The organism is Enterobacter hormaechei subsp. hoffmannii (genome assembly GCF_001729745.1).
GTDB lineage: Bacteria > Pseudomonadota > Gammaproteobacteria > Enterobacterales > Enterobacteriaceae > Enterobacter > Enterobacter intestinihominis.
Genome location: NZ_CP017186.1, coordinates 2676855 through 2694447 on the forward strand (window position 1 = coordinate 2676855; position 17593 = coordinate 2694447).

Genomic DNA, 17593 nt, shown 5'->3' on the forward strand with positions numbered 1-17593 from the left:
CTTATTTTTGAGGGTGTTAGCTTAGTCGAAGCGCAGCTGTGGCATCACCTCTTTCACCTGCGCCAGGTATTCTTTGCGATCTTTCCCGGTCAGCCCTTCGGTGCGCGGCAGTTTCGCCGTCAGCGGGTTAACCGCCTGCTGGTTGATCCACACTTCGTAGTGCAGGTGCGGCCCCGTCGAACGGCCTGTGTTACCGGACAGCGCGATGCGATCGCCACGTTTCACCTTCTGGCCCGGTTTGACCAGCAGTTTACGCAGGTGCATGTAGCGGGTGGTGTACGTGCGACCGTGACGAATAGCAACGTAATAGCCAGCAGCACCGCTGCGTTTCGCCATGACCACTTCACCATCCCCTACCGCCAGCACTGGCGTGCCCTGCGGCATGGCGAAGTCAACGCCACGGTGCGGCGCTACGCGACCCGTTACCGGGTTCAGACGACGCGGGTTAAAGTTGGAGGAGACACGGAACTGTTTCGCCGTTGGGAAACGCAGGAAGCCTTTTGCCAGGCCCGTACCGCTGCGGTCATAGAACTTACCGTCTTCCGCGCGAATGGCGTAGTAGTCTTTGCCGTCTGAACGCAGACGAACACCCACAAGCTGGCTCTGCTCGCGCTTACCGTCCAGCATTTCGCGGGACATCAGGACAGAGAACTGATCGCCTTTTTTCAGTTTGCGGAAATCCATCTGCCACTGCATGGCTTTGATCACCGAGCTGATTTCAGCGCTGGTCAGGCCAGCATCGCGGGCACTGGAAACAAAGCTGCCGCCGACGGTCCCTTTCATCACGCTGTTAACCCAGTCGCCCTGCTGCATTTCACTGGTCATTTTGAAACCGTTTGCGGTGCGATCGTAGGTGCGGGTTTCGCGACGGGACATCTCCCAGGTCAGACGTTGCAGATCGCCGTCGGGCGTTAAGGTCCAGGAAAGCTGCTGACCAATTTTCAGGTTACGCAGCTCTTTATCGGATGCGGCAAGCTGGCTAATGTTGCCCATGTCGATACCGTACTGGTTCAGGACGCTGCTCAGCGTATCGCCAGTAGAAACAACATATTCATGAATGCCGGTTTCATTCTGGATCTTGTCATCCAGCTCATCCTGGGGAATAGCTTCATCTTCCTGTGCGGCCTGATCGATAGGCTCGCTGGCCTCAGGCAGCAGAGAGCGGATCTCGCTCTTCTCCAGTTCGATGGTTTTAATAATAGGGGCAGAACTCGGGTGGTAAACATAGGGCCGCCAGACGGCGACCGCTAACGTGAGAACTGTAAGCGACCCCAGCATAACGCGGTGGGGTCGAGGCAGATTGTTAAATGCCAGGGCGACAGAGCGGGCTATCTGTTGCACGTATTCACTTCCTCGTTAATCTCCTTTCAGGCAGCTCGCATACTGATTCGCCAGTTGGCTGAGGAACTGCGAATAGCTCGCTTTGCTCAACTGGATGTTCGTACCTAGCGGGTCAAGGGTTCCCATGCGCACGGATGTTCCCCTGGCCACGGCTTCTACGACCGCTGGCCTGAACTGTGGCTCAGCAAAAACGCATGTCGCTTTTTGCTCAACCAACTGTGTTCTGATTTCATGTAAACGCTGCGCACCTGGCTGAATTTCAGGGTTGACGGTAAAATGCCCCAATGGGGTCAGACCGTAATGTTTCTCGTAATACCCGTAGGCATCATGAAAAACGAAGTACCCTTTTCCTTTAAGCGGTGCGAGCTCGTTACCCACCTGTTTGTCGGTTGCGGCTAATTGAGCCTCAAAATCCTTCAGGTTGGCGTCGAGTTTGATTCGACTTTGCGGCATAAGTTCCACTAATTTGTCGTGGATTGCAACCGCTGTAAGCCGCGCTATCTCTGGGGAGAGCCAGAGATGCATGTTGTATTCACCGTGATGGTGATGGTCGTCACCTTTTTCGCCATGAGCATGGTCGTGGTCGTGTTCGTCGCCCTCGTCCTCAGCCCCTTTCATCAGCAACGGTTTCACAGCGGACAGCTCACCAATCGTCACCTGTTTCTCCGCAGGGACCTGTTTAGCGGATTTCTGCATGAACGCTTCCATCTCAGGACCAATCCAGACGACTAAGTCCGCGTTCTGTAAGCGTTTTACATCAGACGGACGCAGAGAATAATCATGCTCGGAGGCCCCGTCAGGCAGAAGAACCTCTGTGTCCGTCACACCGTCGGCGATGGCAGCGGCGATAAAGCCAAGTGGTTTAAGCGAAGCGACAACGGCAGCGTTAACATCTTGTGCTGTTGTCCCCCAAAGAGCAGCGGATAAAGCTGCGAAAAGAAGCGTATTTTTCTGTAACATAATGCGACTAATCATCGTAATGAATGCGTGGAATGTGATATTATAACATTCGATGACTTCTGCAAGCTTAAATTGACATGACGACTTTAGTTTCTCTTGAAAATGTTTCGGTCTCATTCGGCCAGCGCCGCGTCCTTTCTGACGTGTCGCTGAATCTGAAGCCCGGCAAAATACTCACGCTGCTCGGCCCTAACGGTGCAGGCAAATCGACGCTGGTGCGCGTCGTATTAGGCCTGGTAGCCCCTGACGCAGGTGTTATCGTCCGCGAGGACAAATTGCGTATCGGCTATGTGCCGCAAAAATTACATCTTGATGCCACCCTGCCCCTGACGGTGAGCCGCTTCCTGCGTCTCCGTCCCGGTACGCGTAAAGCGGATATCCTACCGGCGCTAAAACGCGTTCAGGCGGGACATCTTGTTGAGGCGCCTTTGCAAAAGCTGTCGGGCGGTGAAACCCAGCGCGTATTGCTTGCCCGCGCCCTGCTCAGCAGCCCTCAGCTGCTGGTCCTGGACGAGCCGACGCAGGGTGTCGACGTCAACGGTCAGGTTGCGCTGTACGATCTTATCGACCAGCTCCGTCGGGAGCTTAACTGCGCGGTGCTGATGGTCTCCCATGATCTGCATCTGGTAATGGCCAAAACCGACGAAGTGCTGTGCCTGAACCATCACATCTGTTGTTCCGGCACGCCGGAAGTGGTGTCAATGCATCCCGAATTTATCTCCATGTTTGGCCATCGTGGCGCCGAACAGTTGGGCATCTATCGCCATAATCACAATCACCGCCATGATTTACAGGGACGAATTGTCCTGCGTCGGGGAAATGGACACTCATGATTGAACTGTTACTGCCCGGCTGGCTGGCCGGGATTATGCTTGCCTGCGCCGCGGGTCCACTCGGCTCGTTTGTCGTCTGGCGCAGAATGTCCTATTTCGGCGATACGCTGGCCCATGCGTCATTGCTGGGTGTCGCGTTTGGTTTGTTGCTGGACGTGAACCCTTTTTATGCGGTGATTGTCGTCACGCTGCTGCTGGCCGCCGGTCTGGTCTGGCTGGAAAAACGCCCTCACCTGGCCATTGATACCCTGCTCGGCATTATGGCGCACAGCGCCCTGTCGCTGGGCCTGGTGGTGGTGAGCCTGATGTCCAACATCCGCGTGGACCTGATGGCTTATCTGTTCGGCGATCTGCTGGCCGTCACGCCCGAAGATCTGATTTCCATTGCCATTGGCGTGGTGGTGGTGCTCGGGATCCTGCTGTGGCAGTGGCGGAATTTACTGGCAATGACCGTCAGCCCCGATCTGGCCTTTGTCGACGGCGTGAAGCTTCAGCGCGTGAAGCTGCTCTTGATGCTGGTGACGGCGTTAACCATCGGGGTGGCGATGAAATTTGTTGGCGCGCTGATCATCACGTCGCTGTTGATAATCCCTGCCGCCACGGCGCGTCGTTTTGCGCGTACGCCGGAGCAAATGGCCGGTATCGCGGTGATAATCGGGATGATCGCAGTGACGGGCGGATTAACCTTCTCGGCGTTTTATGACACGCCAGCGGGGCCGTCGGTGGTATTGTGCGCGGCGGTGTTGTTTATTTTCAGTATGATGAAAAAAACCGCGCAGTAGTCAGCATGTCCCCGGTGGCGCTTCGCTTACCGGGGCTACCATTAATCGCTACTTACGGCATCGCGGGCGGCGTAATGCCGAAATGATTCCACGCCCGCACCGTCGCCATACGACCACGCGGGGTACGCTGTAAAAAGCCCTGCTGGATCAGATACGGCTCCAGCACATCCTCGATAGTCTCACGCTCTTCGCCAATTGCCGCCGCCAGGTTATCCAGCCCCACCGGCCCGCCAAAGAACTTATCCAGCACCGCCAGCAGCAGCTTACGGTCCATATAGTCAAAGCCTTCGGCATCAACGTTCAGCATATCCAGCGCCTGCGCAGCAATGTCAGCCGAAATGGTGCCATCGTGCTTCACCTCGGCAAAATCACGCACGCGACGCAGCAGGCGGTTGGCGATACGCGGCGTACCGCGGGAACGTTTCGCCACTTCAAACGCTCCCTCTTCGCTCATATCCAGCCCCATGTAGCGCGCGCTGCGCCCCACAATATGCTGAAGGTCGGGCACCTGATAAAACTCCAGACGCTGCACGATACCAAAACGGTCACGTAGCGGTGAGGTCAGCGAGCCGGCGCGGGTCGTGGCGCCAATCAGGGTAAACGGTGGCAGATCGATTTTGATCGAGCGCGCGGCCGGGCCTTCGCCGATCATGATATCCAGCTGGTAATCCTCCATCGCCGGATAGAGCACTTCCTCCACCACCGGTGACAGGCGGTGGATTTCATCGATAAACAGCACGTCATGCGGTTCGAGGTTGGTCAGCATCGCCGCCAGGTCCCCTGCTTTCTCCAGCACCGGGCCGGAGGTGGTACGCAGGTTAACGCCCATTTCGTTGGCGACGATATTCGCCAGGGTGGTTTTACCTAACCCCGGCGGACCAAAAATCAACAGGTGATCGAGCGCATCGCCGCGCAGCTTTGCCGCCTGGATGAAAATCTCCATCTGAGAACGAACCTGCGGCTGGCCGATGTACTCATCCAGCAGTTTGGGACGGATCGCGCGATCCACCACGTCATCTGGCTGAATGGTGCCTGCCGATACCAGGCGGTCTGCTTCAATCATCCTTTACCTCACAATGCAGCGCGCAGCGCTTCACGAATCAGAGTTTCACTGCTGGCATCCGGTTTGGCAACTTTACTCACCATACGGCTGGCCTCCTGAGGTTTATAGCCCAGCGCCACCAGCGCGGCAACCGCTTCCTGCTCGGCATCATCATCCGTCGCTGGCCCGCCCGGTGAAGTCAGCACCAGATCGGCCGCCGGGGTGAACAGATCGCCATGCAAACCTTTAAAGCGGTCCTTCATCTCGACAATCAGGCGCTCGGCGGTTTTCTTGCCGATGCCCGGAAGTTTAATTAACGCAGCCGGATCTTCGCGCTCAACGGCATTCACAAACTGTGGCGCTGACATACCGGACAGAATCGCCAGCGCCAGCTTGGGCCCGACGCCGTTGGTTTTAATTAATTCGCGGAACAGGGTGCGTTCCTGTTTGTTATTGAATCCGTACAGCAGCTGAGCGTCTTCACGCACCACAAACTGGGTAAAGACAACCGCCTCTTTGCCCGCCTCCGGCAACTCGTAGAAGCAGGTCATCGGCATATGGACTTCATAGCCCACGCCACCCACTTCCAGCAGCACTAACGGGGGTTGTTTTTCAATGATGATGCCTCTGAGTCTGCCTATCACGTGACGCTCCTGCGTTCTGGATGAAATTAACTGCCGACATAATAAAAAAAGGCTGGATAAACATCCAGCCTGATTTGTCATTATCGTAATCTGCCTCGCGCCAGATTGAGCCTCGACTCGCTCATTTGCATCGCGTTCTGGCTGACGTGGCAGTGGGTAATCGCAATGGCCAGCGCATCGGCGGCGTCGGCCTGCGGGTTCGCCGGGAGCTTCAGCAGGGTACGCACCATGTGCTGCACCTGGCTTTTCTCCGCGCTACCTATGCCCACCACCGTCTGCTTAACCTGACGGGCCGCGTATTCAAACACTGGCAGGTCCTGGTTCACGGCGGCAACTATCGCCACGCCGCGCGCCTGCCCGAGCTTTAACGCCGAGTCAGCGTTCTTCGCCATAAAGACCTGCTCGATGGCGAAAAAGTCCGGCTGAAACTGGGTGATGATCTCCGACACGCCCGCATAAATGAGCTTCAGGCGCGACGGCAGATCGTCCACTTTGGTACGAATACAGCCGCTGCCGAGGTAGGTTAGCTGGCGTCCCACCTGACGGATAACGCCATAACCGGTGACGCGTGAGCCGGGGTCAATCCCGAGGATAATCGACATCACGCGTCTCCCGTAAACGGTTTACAGGCTCTCATCAGAGAGTCGCTGCAACCTCATCAGAGATTTCACCGTTGTGATACACTTCCTGCACGTCGTCGCAGTCTTCGAGCATGTCGATCAGACGCAGCAGTTTCGGTGCGGTTTCTGCATCCATGTCCGCTTTTGTGGAAGGGATCATGGACACTTCAGCGTTATCCGCTTTCAGACCTGCCGCTTCCAGCGCATCGCGCACGGCACCCATCTCTTCCCATGCGGTGTAGACATCGATAGCGCCGTCGTCGTAGGTCACAACGTCTTCCGCACCGGCTTCCAGCGCCGCTTCCATGATCGCATCTTCGTCGCCTTTCTCGAAGGAGATGACGCCTTTTTTGCTGAACAGGTAAGCTACAGAACCGTCAGTGCCCAGATTACCACCGGTTTTGGTGAACGCGTGGCGCACTTCCGCGACGGTACGGTTACGGTTGTCGGACAGGCACTCTACCATCACCGCCGTACCGCCAGGACCGTAACCTTCATAAATGATGGTTTCCATGTTCGCGTCTTCATCACCGCCCACGCCACGTGCGATTGCACGGTTCAGGGTGTCTCGCGTCATGTTGTTGGACAGGGCTTTATCCACCGCCGCGCGCAGACGTGGGTTAGAGGCCGGATCGCCGCCACCCAGACGCGCCGCTGTTACCAGCTCACGAATGATTTTGGTAAAGATTTTACCGCGTTTGGCATCCTGTGCCGCTTTACGGTGTTTGGTGTTGGCCCACTTACTATGACCTGCCATAAAAAGTTCTCCAAAAATCGCGCCTTCTCAGGCAGCGTTAATTACAAATTCTTCTATCGCCTGCCGGTTGCTCCATGACTTGGTCAGTGCGGCGGCATCCGCCGCATCCACCCAGCGGTAGGTCAGGTGTTCCGTGAACACGATCTCCCGCTCATGGGGAAGCGCAAGGCAGAACCACGATTCCGTATTGCGCTCAATTCCCGGTGCATAGCGATGACGTAAATGGCTAAAAATTTCAAACTCCACCGTGCGCTGACAGTCCTTCAGGGTCAGTTGCTCGCGAGCAACGTCAATGGCGACCTCTTCCTTTACTTCACGTGCGGCGGCCTGCGGCGCGGACTCTCCCTCTTCCAGACTGCCGGTAACCGACTGCCAGAAATCAGGATCGTCGCGCCGCTGCAACATCAGCACCCGCTTCGAGTCTTCTGCATAAATGACCACCAGAACCGAAACGGGACGCTTATATGCCATATCAGTTTTTCTCTTCCTTCTTCACCACCTCAATGCCCAGCTCAGCCAGCGCGGCCGGATTGGCAAAGCTTGGCGCTTCAGTCATCAGACACGCCGCTGCGGTGGTTTTCGGGAAGGCGATAACATCACGGATGTTGTCGGTGCCGGTCAGCAGCATGGTCAGACGGTCAAGACCAAAGGCCAGACCCGCGTGCGGAGGCGTACCGTATTTCAGGGCGTCCAGCAGGAAGCCAAACTTCTCGCGCTGCTCCTGCTCGTTAATGCCCAGAATGCCGAACACGGTCTGCTGCATTTCACCGCTGTGAATACGCACGGAGCCGCCGCCCACTTCGTAGCCGTTGATAACCATATCGTAGGCATTCGCTACCGCATCTTCCGGTGCAGCCTTCAGTTCCGCCGCCGTCATGTCTTTTGGCGAGGTGAACGGGTGGTGCATCGCGGTCAGGCCGCCTTCACCGTCGTCTTCAAACATCGGGAAGTCGATCACCCACAGCGGCGCCCATTTGCTTTCATCGGTCAGGTTCAGGTCTTTGCCGAGCTTCAGACGCAGCGCCCCCATCGCATCCGCAACGACTTTCTTGTTGTCTGCGCCGAAGAAGATCATGTCGCCATCCTGCGCGCCGGTGCGCTCCAGAATAGCTTCCACGATGTCCGCATTCAGGAATTTCGCAACAGGGCTGGTAATGCCTTCCAGACCTTTTGCACGCTCGGTTACTTTAATATAGGCCAGACCCTTCGCACCGTAGATCTTGATGAAGTTGCCGTAGTCGTCAATCTGCTTACGGCTCAGCGCAGCACCGCCCGGTACGCGCAGGGCAGCCACGCGGCCTTTCGGATCGTTAGCCGGACCAGCAAAGACCGCAAACTCAACGGCTTTCACCAGGTCTGCCACGTCCACCAGCTCCATTGGGTTACGCAGGTCTGGTTTGTCGGAGCCGTAGCGACGCTCGGCTTCCGCGAAGGTCATGATTGGGAAATCGCCCAGCTCAACGCCTTTTACGTCGTTCCACAGGCTACGCACCAGGGCTTCCATCACCTCACGCACCTGCTCGGCGGTCATGAAGGAGGTTTCCACATCGATCTGGGTAAATTCTGGCTGACGGTCTGCACGCAGATCTTCATCGCGGAAGCATTTCACGATCTGATAGTAGCGGTCGAAGCCGGACATCATCAGCAGCTGCTTGAACAGCTGTGGTGACTGTGGCAGCGCGTAGAATTTGCCCTTATGGACGCGGGATGGCACCAGGTAGTCGCGCGCGCCTTCCGGCGTGGCTTTGGTCAGCATCGGGGTTTCGATATCGAGGAAACCGTGGTCATCCATAAAGCGACGCACCAGGCTGGTGATTTTCGCACGGGTTTTCAGGCGCTGAGCCATCTCCGGGCGACGCAGATCCAGGTAGCGGTATTTAAGACGCGCTTCTTCGGTGTTGACGTGGTTGGAGTCCAGCGGCAACGCTTCTGCGCGATTGATAATCACCAGATCGGACGCCAGCACTTCGATAGCACCGGTCGCCATATCGGCGTTGATGTTTTTCTCGTCACGCGCACGCACGGTGCCCGTCACCTGAATGCAGAACTCATTACGCAGCTCAGAGGCCAGCTTCAACGCATCAGCGCGATCCGGATCGAAGAACACCTGAACGATACCTTCGCGGTCACGCATATCAATAAAGATAAGGCTACCAAGATCGCGACGACGATTGACCCAACCACACAGGGTGACCTGCTGCCCGACGTGGGACTGACGCAGCTGCCCGCAATATTCTGTACGCATGAGATATCCCTTAATTAGCCGCAGGCTGATTGTCGCCTGTCTTACAGGCTACGATGTCGCAGCTTTCTGTATGTCACAACTGGATGAAAAAAGGCGGCTATTATACTGGAAATTCTGCCGCACGATAAGAGCGAAGCACGGCCTGACGCGTGTTTGCTGTGCTCTTATTGTCTATTCTCACAAAAATTAACAAAATTATCCGACCGATAACAGGCCATCCCGTCGTAAGGTGTAAAAAAGCAATTAATTTTACTGGAGTGACAATGTTAACGCTTGATGCCACCAAAACCGCCCTTGTGGTCATTGATTTACAGGAAGGGATCCTGCCTTTTGCCGGTGGTCCACACACCGCTGACGATGTTGTAAGCCGTGCTGCGCGTCTGGCGGAAAAATGCCGGGCCAGCGGTGCGCCTGTCGTCATGGTGCGCGTCGGCTGGTCCACTGATTTCGCCGAAGCGCTAAAGCAGCCGGTTGATGCTCAGGCCCCGGCGCATGCGCTGCCGGACAACTGGTGGACATACCCGGTCTCACTCGGTAAACGCGACAGCGATGTAGAAGTCACCAAACGCCAGTGGGGCGCATTCTATGGCACTGACCTGGAGCTCCAGCTGCGCCGTCGCGGGATAGACACTATTATTCTGTGCGGGATCTCCACCAACATCGGTGTGGAATCCACCGCCCGTAACGCCTGGGAGCTGGGCTTTAATCTGGTGATAGCGGAAGATGCGTGCAGCGCAGCCTCTGCGGATCAGCATCAGGGCAGCATGACCCATATCTTCCCGCGTATTGGTCGCGTGCGCAGCACGGATGAGATCCTCAGCGCGCTATGATGTACGTGGGTTTGCCCCAGTGGTCGCACCCGAAATGGGTGCGCCTGGGTATTACTGGCCTTGAAGAGTATGCCCGACACTTTAACTGCGTGGAGGGCAATACCACGCTGTACGCCTTGCCCCGCGCGGAGATCGTCGAGCGCTGGCGCGAGCAAACCACCGACGATTTCCGCTTTTGCTTCAAATTTCCGGCAACCATCTCCCACAACGCCGCGCTGCGAAACTGCGATGATTTAACCTACGAGTTTTTCACCCGGATGTCGCCCCTGGCAAACCGTGTTGGCCAGTACTGGCTCCAGCTTCCCGCCACGTTCGGCCCGCGCGATCTACAAGCCCTCTGGCAGTTTCTCGACGCCCTGCCCCACGATTTCACGTACGGTGTGGAGGTGAGGCATCCAGATTTCTTTACCAAAGGCGACGCGGAGAAAGCGCTGAATCGCGGCCTGCATGAACGATCGGTCAACCGCGTGATCCTCGACAGCCGCCCCGTGCACAGCGCAATCCCGCACAGCGAAGCCGTTGTTGATGCCCAGCGCAAAAAACCGAAAGTACCGGTTCATGCCATTGTTACCGCGCAGAACCCGATGGTCCGGTTTATCGGCAGCGATAACATGCAACAGAATGAGGAGATGTTCGCCGTCTGGCTGCAAACGCTCGCGAAATGGGAGCAAACCACCACCCCGTACCTGTTTTTACATACGCCGGATATTGCCCAGGCACCTGAACTGGTCGATTCTCTCTGGCAGGCCTTGCAGCAGGCGGTTCCGTCGGTTGGCCCCGCGCCGTCCATCCCACAACAATCTTCTCTTTTCTGAAATCACCCCCTATCATAGAGACGTGCCATCTGCCAAAAACAGGGAGTTAGTATGGTCAGCGCGCTGTATGCGGTGTTAGGTGCATTACTGCTGATTAAATTTTCATTTGATGTTGTGCGCCTGAGAATGCAGTACCGCGTCTCCTACGGTGACGGGGGCTTTTCTGAGCTGCAAAGCGCAATCCGGATCCACGGCAACGCGGTCGAGTACATTCCCGTCGCGTTAATTTTACTGCTGTTAATGGAGATGGATGGCGCTGAAACCTGGATGGTGCACGTCTGTGGGCTGCTGCTGATTGCAGGGCGTTTGATGCATTATTATGGTTTTCACCACCGCCTGATCCGCTGGCGTCGTTCCGGCATGAGCGCGACCTGGTGCTCGCTTTTGCTGATGGTGCTGGCTAACCTTTGGTATATGCCGTGGGAGTTGGTTTTCTCCTTCCATTAGCGCACAATATGCCCCTTTATTTTTCCCGGATTTTTACGTTATGTCAGATCGCGACACGCTTTTTTCCGCGCCTATCGCCAGCCTGGGCGACTGGACCTTTGATGAACGGGTAGCCGAAGTCTTCCCGGATATGATCCAGCGCTCTGTTCCCGGTTATTCCAATATCATCTCCATGATCGGCATGCTGGCGGAGCGTTTCGTTCAACCCGGCACGCAGGTCTATGACCTGGGCTGTTCGCTGGGAGCGGCAACGCTGTCCATTCGTCGTAACGTTCATCACGAAGGCTGCAAGATTGTGGCTGTCGATAACTCACCGGCCATGGTTGAACGCTGCCGTCGCCACATTGACGCGTATAAAGCCCCTACGCCTGTGGAGGTGGTGGAAGGCGATATCCGCGATATCGACATCCAGAACGCCTCGATGGTGGTCCTGAACTTTACCCTTCAGTTCCTGGTGCCGGACGATCGTCAGCGGTTGCTGGATAAAATTTATCAGGGTCTGAACCCGGGCGGCGCGCTGGTGTTGTCTGAGAAATTCAGCTTTGAAGACGCCAGCGTGGGCGAATTGCTGTTCAATATGCACCATGATTTCAAGCGTGCAAACGGCTACAGCGAGCTGGAGATCAGCCAGAAGCGCAGCATGCTTGAAAACGTCATGCTGACGGATTCCGTTGAAACCCACAAAGCGCGCCTGCGCAAAGCCGGATTTGAACACAGCGAACTGTGGTTCCAGTGCTTTAACTTTGGTTCTCTGGTGGCGCTGAAAGCCGGAGACGCAGCATGATCGAGTTCGGTAATTTCTATCAACTGATTGCCAAAAACCACCTTTCCCACTGGCTGGAAACCCTGCCTGCGCAAATTGCCACCTGGCAGCGCGATCAGCAGCATGGTCTGTTGAAGCAGTGGTCCAACGCCGTGGAGTTTCTGCCTGAACTGACGCCTCATCGTCTGGATTTACTGCACAGCGTGACGGCGGAGAGCGAAGAGCCGCTCCCGGCCGGGCAGATCAACCGCATCGAAACGCTGATGCGTAACCTGATGCCGTGGCGCAAAGGGCCGTTCTCGCTGTACGGCGTGAACATCAATACCGAATGGCGCTCAGACTGGAAATGGGATCGCGTTCTGCCGCATTTATCCGACCTGACGGGGCGCACCATTCTGGACGTGGGCTGCGGTAGCGGCTATCACATGTGGCGCATGATCGGCGCAGGCGCGCATCTGGCCGTCGGTATCGATCCGATGCAGCTGTTCCTGTGCCAGTTTGAAGCGGTGCGAAAGCTGCTGGGTAACGACCAGCGCGCGCACCTGCTGCCGCTGGGCATCGAGCAACTCCCTGCTCTGAAAGCCTTTGATACCGTGTTCTCGATGGGCGTGCTGTACCACCGTCGTTCCCCGCTGGAGCATCTCTGGCAACTGAAAGATCAGCTGGTCAGCGGCGGTGAGCTGGTGCTGGAAACGCTGGTCATCGAAGGGGATGAACATGCCGTTCTGGTGCCGGGCGATCGCTATGCGCAGATGCGCAACGTTTACTTCATCCCTTCCGCGCTGGCGCTGAAGAACTGGCTGGAGAAATGTGGGTTTGTCGATGTACGCATCGCCGATGTGTGCGTGACGTCGGTTGAGGAACAGCGTCGCACCGACTGGATGATCACCGAATCGCTGGAGCAGTTCCTCGACCCGGACGATCACAGTAAAACCATCGAAGGCTATCCGGCCCCGATGCGTGCGGTATTGATTGCGACCAAGCCGTAGTTTGTGCCGGGTGGCGGCTGCGCCTTACCCGGCCTACGCGTCGCACGTTTTCTCCAAAATAGTTCAAGTTGCAGCAAGGCGGCAACGCAGCGAATCCCCGGGAGCTTACATCAGTAAGTGACCGGGGTGAGCGAGGCGGCCAACGCGGCTGCGGCTTGAAATATGAAGGAGAAAAAAAGGCCCCTGTGTAATTTGCAGGGGCCTGGTACAAGCAAGCATCATATTGGGCGACATGATGCGCGGTAAAAATCGGTACGTTGCTACACGTGATGACGTTCAATCAGCGATTTCATTTCCGCAACCGACTCTCCATCCACACCGTAGCGCGAGTACTCATCCGCTTCAGCATCCGTCGACATTGACAACCCTGTATTGCGATAACGCATGGGTGAAGGTATCCATTTACCCGCCGAGCTGTGTAGCTCTTCCACCCCTGCGTTTAAAAACAGTTCCAGATTGCTGGCGCGTACTCCTGCGCCCGCCATGATTATTGGAACACCGGAATGTACTTTTAGTTCCGTAATTAATTTCAGTCCTTTTTCAGCCGAGGGCTGCTGGCCCGACGTCAGAACGCGCGCCACGCCCAGTTCTGCCAGCGTATCAAAGGCTTGTATCGGATCCTGACACATATCGAACGCACGATGAAAAGTGACCGCCATTCCCTGGGCTGCACGCATGACCTGGCGCATACGCGAAAGATCGATGTTTCCGTCTTCGTCCAGCACACCGATCACCAGGCCCGGAAAACCGGAATCACGGACGAGGGCGATATCCTCAAGCATGGCACTGAACTCACCCGCCGTATAACAAAAATCACCGCCGCGCGGGCGAATAATCGGGTGCACCGGAATGGTGATGGCCTGACGGGCTGATTTCAGCACGCCAAAGGACGGGGTTAATCCCCCTTCTTTCGGTGCCGCGCAAAGCTCGATGCGATCGGCCCCCTGCCGTTGCGCAGTGACGGCACACTCCACGCTGTAACAACAAATTTCCAGCAGCGCCATGTCATCCTCCTTAAATTTCACTCAACGTACCATCGTGGCACGTTGCCCGATTCGTGTCTGGATCGACGCTCACAGTGCTTACGCTTCGCTGGCGACGATCTGCTCAATAGTCCAGGGATGGAATTTCACCGTCACGCTGCCGTCCGTTACGGCAAGCGTAGGGTTCGGTAGGCGTTCGCGCTCACCTTTTGGCGAGCTGGTTTTGACGAAAATACCCGGCTGGCTTAACCCCTCGTCGGAAAGCAGCGCCAGCGCACGGGCGTTCAGCGTCTCGGGCTCCCCAGGCAGAACAATTTCGATATGCTCCCAGCCTTCGTGCGGATAACGCTTCTCTCCTGGCAAGGGCAGTTCCACAACGGTGAATTGCCAGTGCGCCACCGTAACCGGCGCGTGAAGTTTGAACAGGCAAATCGGGCGACCGTTAATGATATTCTCTGACAGCAGTTCACCACACTGTTCAAAGCCACGCCGCCAGCGTTCTGCGGTGGCATTCTGGTGGCAGCGCAAAGAGATGTGATCGGCCTCAAGCGGCGCGATATCCAGCCCGAGACGGGTGGCAAGTTCTGTGAACGCCTGGGTGAAGCGCGGTAAATCTGCGGAAATATCATGCAGTTCGTCAATGGTGTGCCAGTTCGCCATAGGTCAGTCTCGTTTCGTGTCGCAAAGCCGCTAATTTACTCTGTTGATCTCTGTCGACCAACCGCAGAATCACGGTTTTTTTGACTGCATGATTATGCATACCGTCTTCGCCTGGATTCTGAGCGATCTTCGCCCCCCGCAGGGCTGACGCCCGAGGCCATTTGCAGTATACTCCCGCCCTAAATTCTTAAACTGGCGTGGGTGTTTTTTACCCGCATCAAAAACGTAAGGTATCCAGGTGAATATTCAGGCTCTTCTCTCAGAAAAAGTCAGTCAGGCACTGATTGCCGCAGGTGCGCCTGCGGATTGCGAACCACAGGTTCGTCAGTCAGCGAAAGTACAGTTTGGCGACTATCAGGCTAATGGCGTGATGGCAGTGGCTAAAAAACTGGGCATGCCGCCGCGACAGCTCGCTGAGCAGGTACTGACGCATCTGGATCTCAACGGCATCGCCAGCAAAACCGAAATCGCCGGTCCGGGCTTTATCAACATTTTCCTTGAGCCTGCGTTCCTGGCAAGCCACGTTGACGCGGCGCTGAAATCTGACCGTCTGGGCGTGGCTCAGCCAGAAGCGCAGACCGTGGTGGTTGACTACTCCGCGCCAAACGTGGCGAAGGAGATGCACGTCGGTCACCTGCGCTCCACCATTATCGGTGATGCGGCCGTGCGTACCCTGGAGTTCCTCGGTCACAAGGTGATCCGCGCTAACCACGTAGGCGACTGGGGCACGCAGTTCGGTATGCTGATCGCATATCTGGAAAAACAGCAGCAGGAAAACGCAGGCGAAATGGCGCTGGCAGACCTGGAAGGTTTCTACCGTGAAGCCAAAAAACACTACGACGAAGACGAAGCCTTTGCCGAGCGCGCGCGCAGCTACGTGGTGAAACTTCAAGGCGGCGATCCGTACTTCCTCGAGATGTGGCGCAAGCTGGTGGACATCACCATGTCCCAGAACCAGCTTACCTATAACCGTCTGAACGTGACCCTGACCCGCGACGACGTAATGGGTGAAAGCCTGTATAACCCGATGCTGCCGGGCATTGTGGCGGACCTGAAAGCCAAAAACCTGGCGGTGGAAAGCGAAGGCGCAACGGTAGTATTCCTTGATGAGTATAAAAACAAGGAAGGGGAACCGATGGGCGTGATCGTCCAGAAAAAGGATGGCGGCTATCTCTACACCACCACCGATATCGCCTGTGCGAAATACCGTTACGAAACCCTGCATGCAGACCGCGTGCTGTATTACATCGACTCCCGTCAGCACCAGCACCTGATGCAGGCGTGGACTATCGTGCGTAAAGCGGGTTATGTGCCGGATTCCGTGCCGCTGGAACACCACATGTTCGGCATGATGCTGGGTAAAGACGGTAAGCCGTTCAAAACCCGTGCAGGCGGCACCGTGAAGCTCTCCGATCTGCTGGATGAAGCGCTGGAGCGCGCCCGTCGCCTGGTGGCCGAGAAGAACCCGGATATGCCTGCTGACGAGCTGGAGAAACTGGCTAACGCGGTTGGGATCGGTGCGGTAAAATACGCGGATCTCTCCAAGAACCGTACCACCGACTATATCTTCGACTGGGACAACATGCTGGCGTTTGAAGGCAACACGGCGCCATACATGCAGTACGCTTACACCCGCGTACTCTCCGTCTTCCGTAAAGCCAGTATTGACGAAAGCGTGCTGGCGAACGCCACGGTGACCCTTACCGAAGACCGTGAAGCACAGCTGGCTGCCCGCCTGCTTCAGTTCGAAGAGACGCTCTCTGTGGTCGCGCGCGACGGTACGCCGCACGTTATGTGTGCTTACCTTTACGATCTGGCCGGTCTGTTCTCTGGCTTCTACGAACACTGCCCTATCCTGACCGCCGAGAGCGAAGCGGTGCGTAACAGCCGCCTGAAGCTGGCGCAGCTGACGGCGAAGACCCTGAAACTGGGTCTGGATACCCTGGGTATCGAAACCATAGAACGTATGTAAAAAAGAAACCCGGCGGTTGCCGGGTTTTTTTATAAATGAACGCCATCAGTCGTAAACGAGTACCTGGAAGGTATCTAATTCATACTCTCTGCCGTTATAGCCGATGCAGCAACCTCTGCTGAGGTGACTTCCAGCTTTACCCACAAAGAGACCGTTATCGAATTTTGCACGGGCAACGTAGAGCTTAGTGCCATTGGCTTCATGTCCCGCCTCAACCATATTCGGTGGGAAATGTTTATCCTTAACGTCTACCCATTTTAAAGCGCCCACGTAAACTTCAAATTCATTACAAAAGTGCTCTCTTCCTCCCCATGGGACCCATGCCGTATTGCCGAACACCCATTTCCCCGGATGAATCCCACCATTCACTTTTGCGCGAATAATAAACAATGGAGATGGTCCTTTGATACCAGGTACACCTATTTCATAACCTGCTACAGGCGCGTCCAATGGGATAAACTCATCTCTTTTCGCTGATTTCCACATAATGATGTCCTTTTCAGTCTAAATAATTATCCGTAGTTAAAATCATTAAAACTCAGAAATTGAATGAATGGCAAAGTCATTATTCAGGCTTTGAAAAATAATCACCTTAACCAGTGATTTTTCCGGGCCTTCTGCATGGATAAAACGGCGAAGCGCAATAAAGGTATGGAACTGGCCAGCCACCAGTTGGCTTCCGACATACAGTAGTGGGAAATAACCCGCACCATCAATATCCTTGAAAACCGTGTCGAACATATTGATATGTTCATCAGACATTTTATCGGCATGCATATTTACAGCAGGGTTAACGATAATACCGCCCATTGTATTTTCCATTGCATCACTCCTTGTATGAATATTAGAAGAATCTTAACGCAGATAAAAAATAGGATAAATACGGATTGTGTTTTGTGAAGAAAATCAC

Annotated in this window: 20 protein-coding genes; 8 read left to right on the forward strand and 12 right to left on the reverse strand. The window is 55.7% G+C overall.

Going from position 1 to position 17593, the window contains the following annotated elements; translation table 11 throughout:
• Positions 1 to 21: 21 nt before the first annotated feature.
• A complete protein-coding gene (gene mepM / locus BFV65_RS12575) occupies positions 22 to 1341 on the reverse strand; it encodes a murein DD-endopeptidase MepM (RefSeq protein ID WP_063146310.1) in 1320 nt (439 codons plus the stop codon).
• Between the two features lie 15 nt (positions 1342 to 1356).
• Positions 1357 to 2301, reverse strand: a complete 945-nt coding sequence (gene znuA, locus BFV65_RS12580) for a zinc ABC transporter substrate-binding protein ZnuA (protein ID WP_032622452.1) — start codon at positions 2299 to 2301, stop codon at positions 1357 to 1359.
• A 77-nt stretch (positions 2302 to 2378) separates the two neighbouring features.
• On the opposite strand from znuA, the gene znuC reads away from it, so the two are divergent.
• Positions 2379 to 3134 carry a zinc ABC transporter ATP-binding protein ZnuC gene (gene znuC, locus BFV65_RS12585; RefSeq protein WP_003859757.1) on the forward strand — a complete coding sequence of 252 codons (756 nt, stop codon included), beginning with the start codon at positions 2379 to 2381 and terminating at the stop codon, positions 3132 to 3134.
• A complete protein-coding gene (gene znuB, locus BFV65_RS12590; RefSeq protein ID WP_022648485.1) occupies positions 3131 to 3916 on the forward strand; it encodes a zinc ABC transporter permease subunit ZnuB in 786 nt (261 codons plus the stop codon). Before znuC ends, znuB begins: the two co-directional genes overlap by 4 nt.
• Before the next feature lie 52 nt (positions 3917 to 3968).
• Here znuB and ruvB read toward each other — a convergent pair whose 3' ends face one another.
• From ruvB to aspS, 6 genes are all read right to left on the reverse strand, one after another.
• Complete coding sequence (gene ruvB / locus BFV65_RS12595; protein WP_006811035.1) at positions 3969 to 4979, reverse strand: Holliday junction branch migration DNA helicase RuvB; 1011 nt, start codon at positions 4977 to 4979, stop codon at positions 3969 to 3971.
• Between the two features lie 8 nt (positions 4980 to 4987).
• Positions 4988 to 5602: a Holliday junction branch migration protein RuvA gene (ruvA, locus tag BFV65_RS12600; protein ID WP_022648487.1), complete on the reverse strand. Its 615-nt coding sequence runs from the start codon at positions 5600 to 5602 to the stop codon at positions 4988 to 4990.
• An 80-nt stretch (positions 5603 to 5682) separates the two neighbouring features.
• Complete coding sequence (gene ruvC, locus BFV65_RS12605; protein ID WP_014884319.1) at positions 5683 to 6204, reverse strand: crossover junction endodeoxyribonuclease RuvC; 522 nt, start codon at positions 6202 to 6204, stop codon at positions 5683 to 5685.
• A 34-nt stretch (positions 6205 to 6238) separates the two neighbouring features.
• On the reverse strand, positions 6239 to 6979 hold the full coding sequence (locus tag BFV65_RS12610; protein WP_003859747.1) for a YebC/PmpR family DNA-binding transcriptional regulator: 741 nt from the start codon (positions 6977 to 6979) through the stop codon (positions 6239 to 6241).
• Positions 6980 to 7006: 27 nt separating this feature from the next.
• Positions 7007 to 7450: a dihydroneopterin triphosphate diphosphatase gene (nudB, locus tag BFV65_RS12615; protein WP_023300445.1), complete on the reverse strand. Its 444-nt coding sequence runs from the start codon at positions 7448 to 7450 to the stop codon at positions 7007 to 7009.
• Position 7451: 1 nt separating this feature from the next.
• On the reverse strand, positions 7452 to 9224 hold the full coding sequence (aspS, locus tag BFV65_RS12620; RefSeq protein ID WP_023300446.1) for an aspartate--tRNA ligase: 1773 nt from the start codon (positions 9222 to 9224) through the stop codon (positions 7452 to 7454).
• 263 nt (positions 9225 to 9487) lie between these two features.
• Here aspS and BFV65_RS12625 point away from each other — a divergent pair, with 263 nt between their 5' ends.
• From BFV65_RS12625 to cmoB, 5 genes are read left to right on the forward strand one after another with little or no spacing between them, the layout of a single operon-like run.
• Positions 9488 to 10054, forward strand: coding sequence for a hydrolase (locus BFV65_RS12625; protein WP_023300447.1), 567 nt, complete (start codon positions 9488 to 9490; stop codon positions 10052 to 10054).
• Complete coding sequence (locus tag BFV65_RS12630) at positions 10051 to 10869, forward strand: DUF72 domain-containing protein (RefSeq protein WP_069596715.1); 819 nt, start codon at positions 10051 to 10053, stop codon at positions 10867 to 10869. Before BFV65_RS12625 ends, BFV65_RS12630 begins: the two co-directional genes overlap by 4 nt.
• A 51-nt stretch (positions 10870 to 10920) precedes the next feature.
• A complete protein-coding gene (locus tag BFV65_RS12635; protein WP_003859737.1) occupies positions 10921 to 11316 on the forward strand; it encodes an MAPEG family protein in 396 nt (131 codons plus the stop codon).
• Between the two features lie 40 nt (positions 11317 to 11356).
• Positions 11357 to 12100, forward strand: coding sequence for a carboxy-S-adenosyl-L-methionine synthase CmoA (gene cmoA / locus BFV65_RS12640; protein WP_003859735.1), 744 nt, complete (start codon positions 11357 to 11359; stop codon positions 12098 to 12100).
• Positions 12097 to 13068 (forward strand): tRNA 5-methoxyuridine(34)/uridine 5-oxyacetic acid(34) synthase CmoB, encoded by a 972-nt coding sequence (gene cmoB / locus BFV65_RS12645; protein WP_015570275.1) that lies wholly within the window; start codon positions 12097 to 12099, stop codon positions 13066 to 13068. The genes cmoA and cmoB overlap by 4 nt, the downstream gene beginning before the upstream one ends.
• A 260-nt stretch (positions 13069 to 13328) precedes the next feature.
• Here cmoB and cutC read toward each other — a convergent pair whose 3' ends face one another.
• Together cutC and BFV65_RS12655 are read right to left on the reverse strand one after the other, a co-directional pair.
• A complete protein-coding gene (cutC, locus tag BFV65_RS12650; RefSeq protein ID WP_032622415.1) occupies positions 13329 to 14072 on the reverse strand; it encodes a copper homeostasis protein CutC in 744 nt (247 codons plus the stop codon).
• Between the two features lie 78 nt (positions 14073 to 14150).
• Positions 14151 to 14711, reverse strand: coding sequence for a VOC family protein (locus tag BFV65_RS12655; RefSeq protein ID WP_069596716.1), 561 nt, complete (start codon positions 14709 to 14711; stop codon positions 14151 to 14153).
• Between the two features lie 238 nt (positions 14712 to 14949).
• Here BFV65_RS12655 and argS point away from each other — a divergent pair, with 238 nt between their 5' ends.
• Complete coding sequence (gene argS / locus BFV65_RS12660) at positions 14950 to 16683, forward strand: arginine--tRNA ligase (protein WP_022648494.1); 1734 nt, start codon at positions 14950 to 14952, stop codon at positions 16681 to 16683.
• Positions 16684 to 16728: 45 nt separating this feature from the next.
• On the opposite strand, the gene BFV65_RS12665 is transcribed toward argS, so the two are convergent.
• Together BFV65_RS12665 and BFV65_RS12670 are read right to left on the reverse strand one after the other, a co-directional pair.
• Positions 16729 to 17169, reverse strand: coding sequence for a DUF3421 domain-containing protein (locus BFV65_RS12665; RefSeq protein ID WP_069596717.1), 441 nt, complete (start codon positions 17167 to 17169; stop codon positions 16729 to 16731).
• 45 nt (positions 17170 to 17214) lie between these two features.
• The gene (locus BFV65_RS12670) at positions 17215 to 17505 is read right to left on the reverse strand and encodes a hypothetical protein (protein WP_022648496.1); all 291 of its coding nucleotides are present in this window, start codon (positions 17503 to 17505) and stop codon (positions 17215 to 17217) included.
• Between the last annotated feature and the right edge of the window lie 88 nt (positions 17506 to 17593).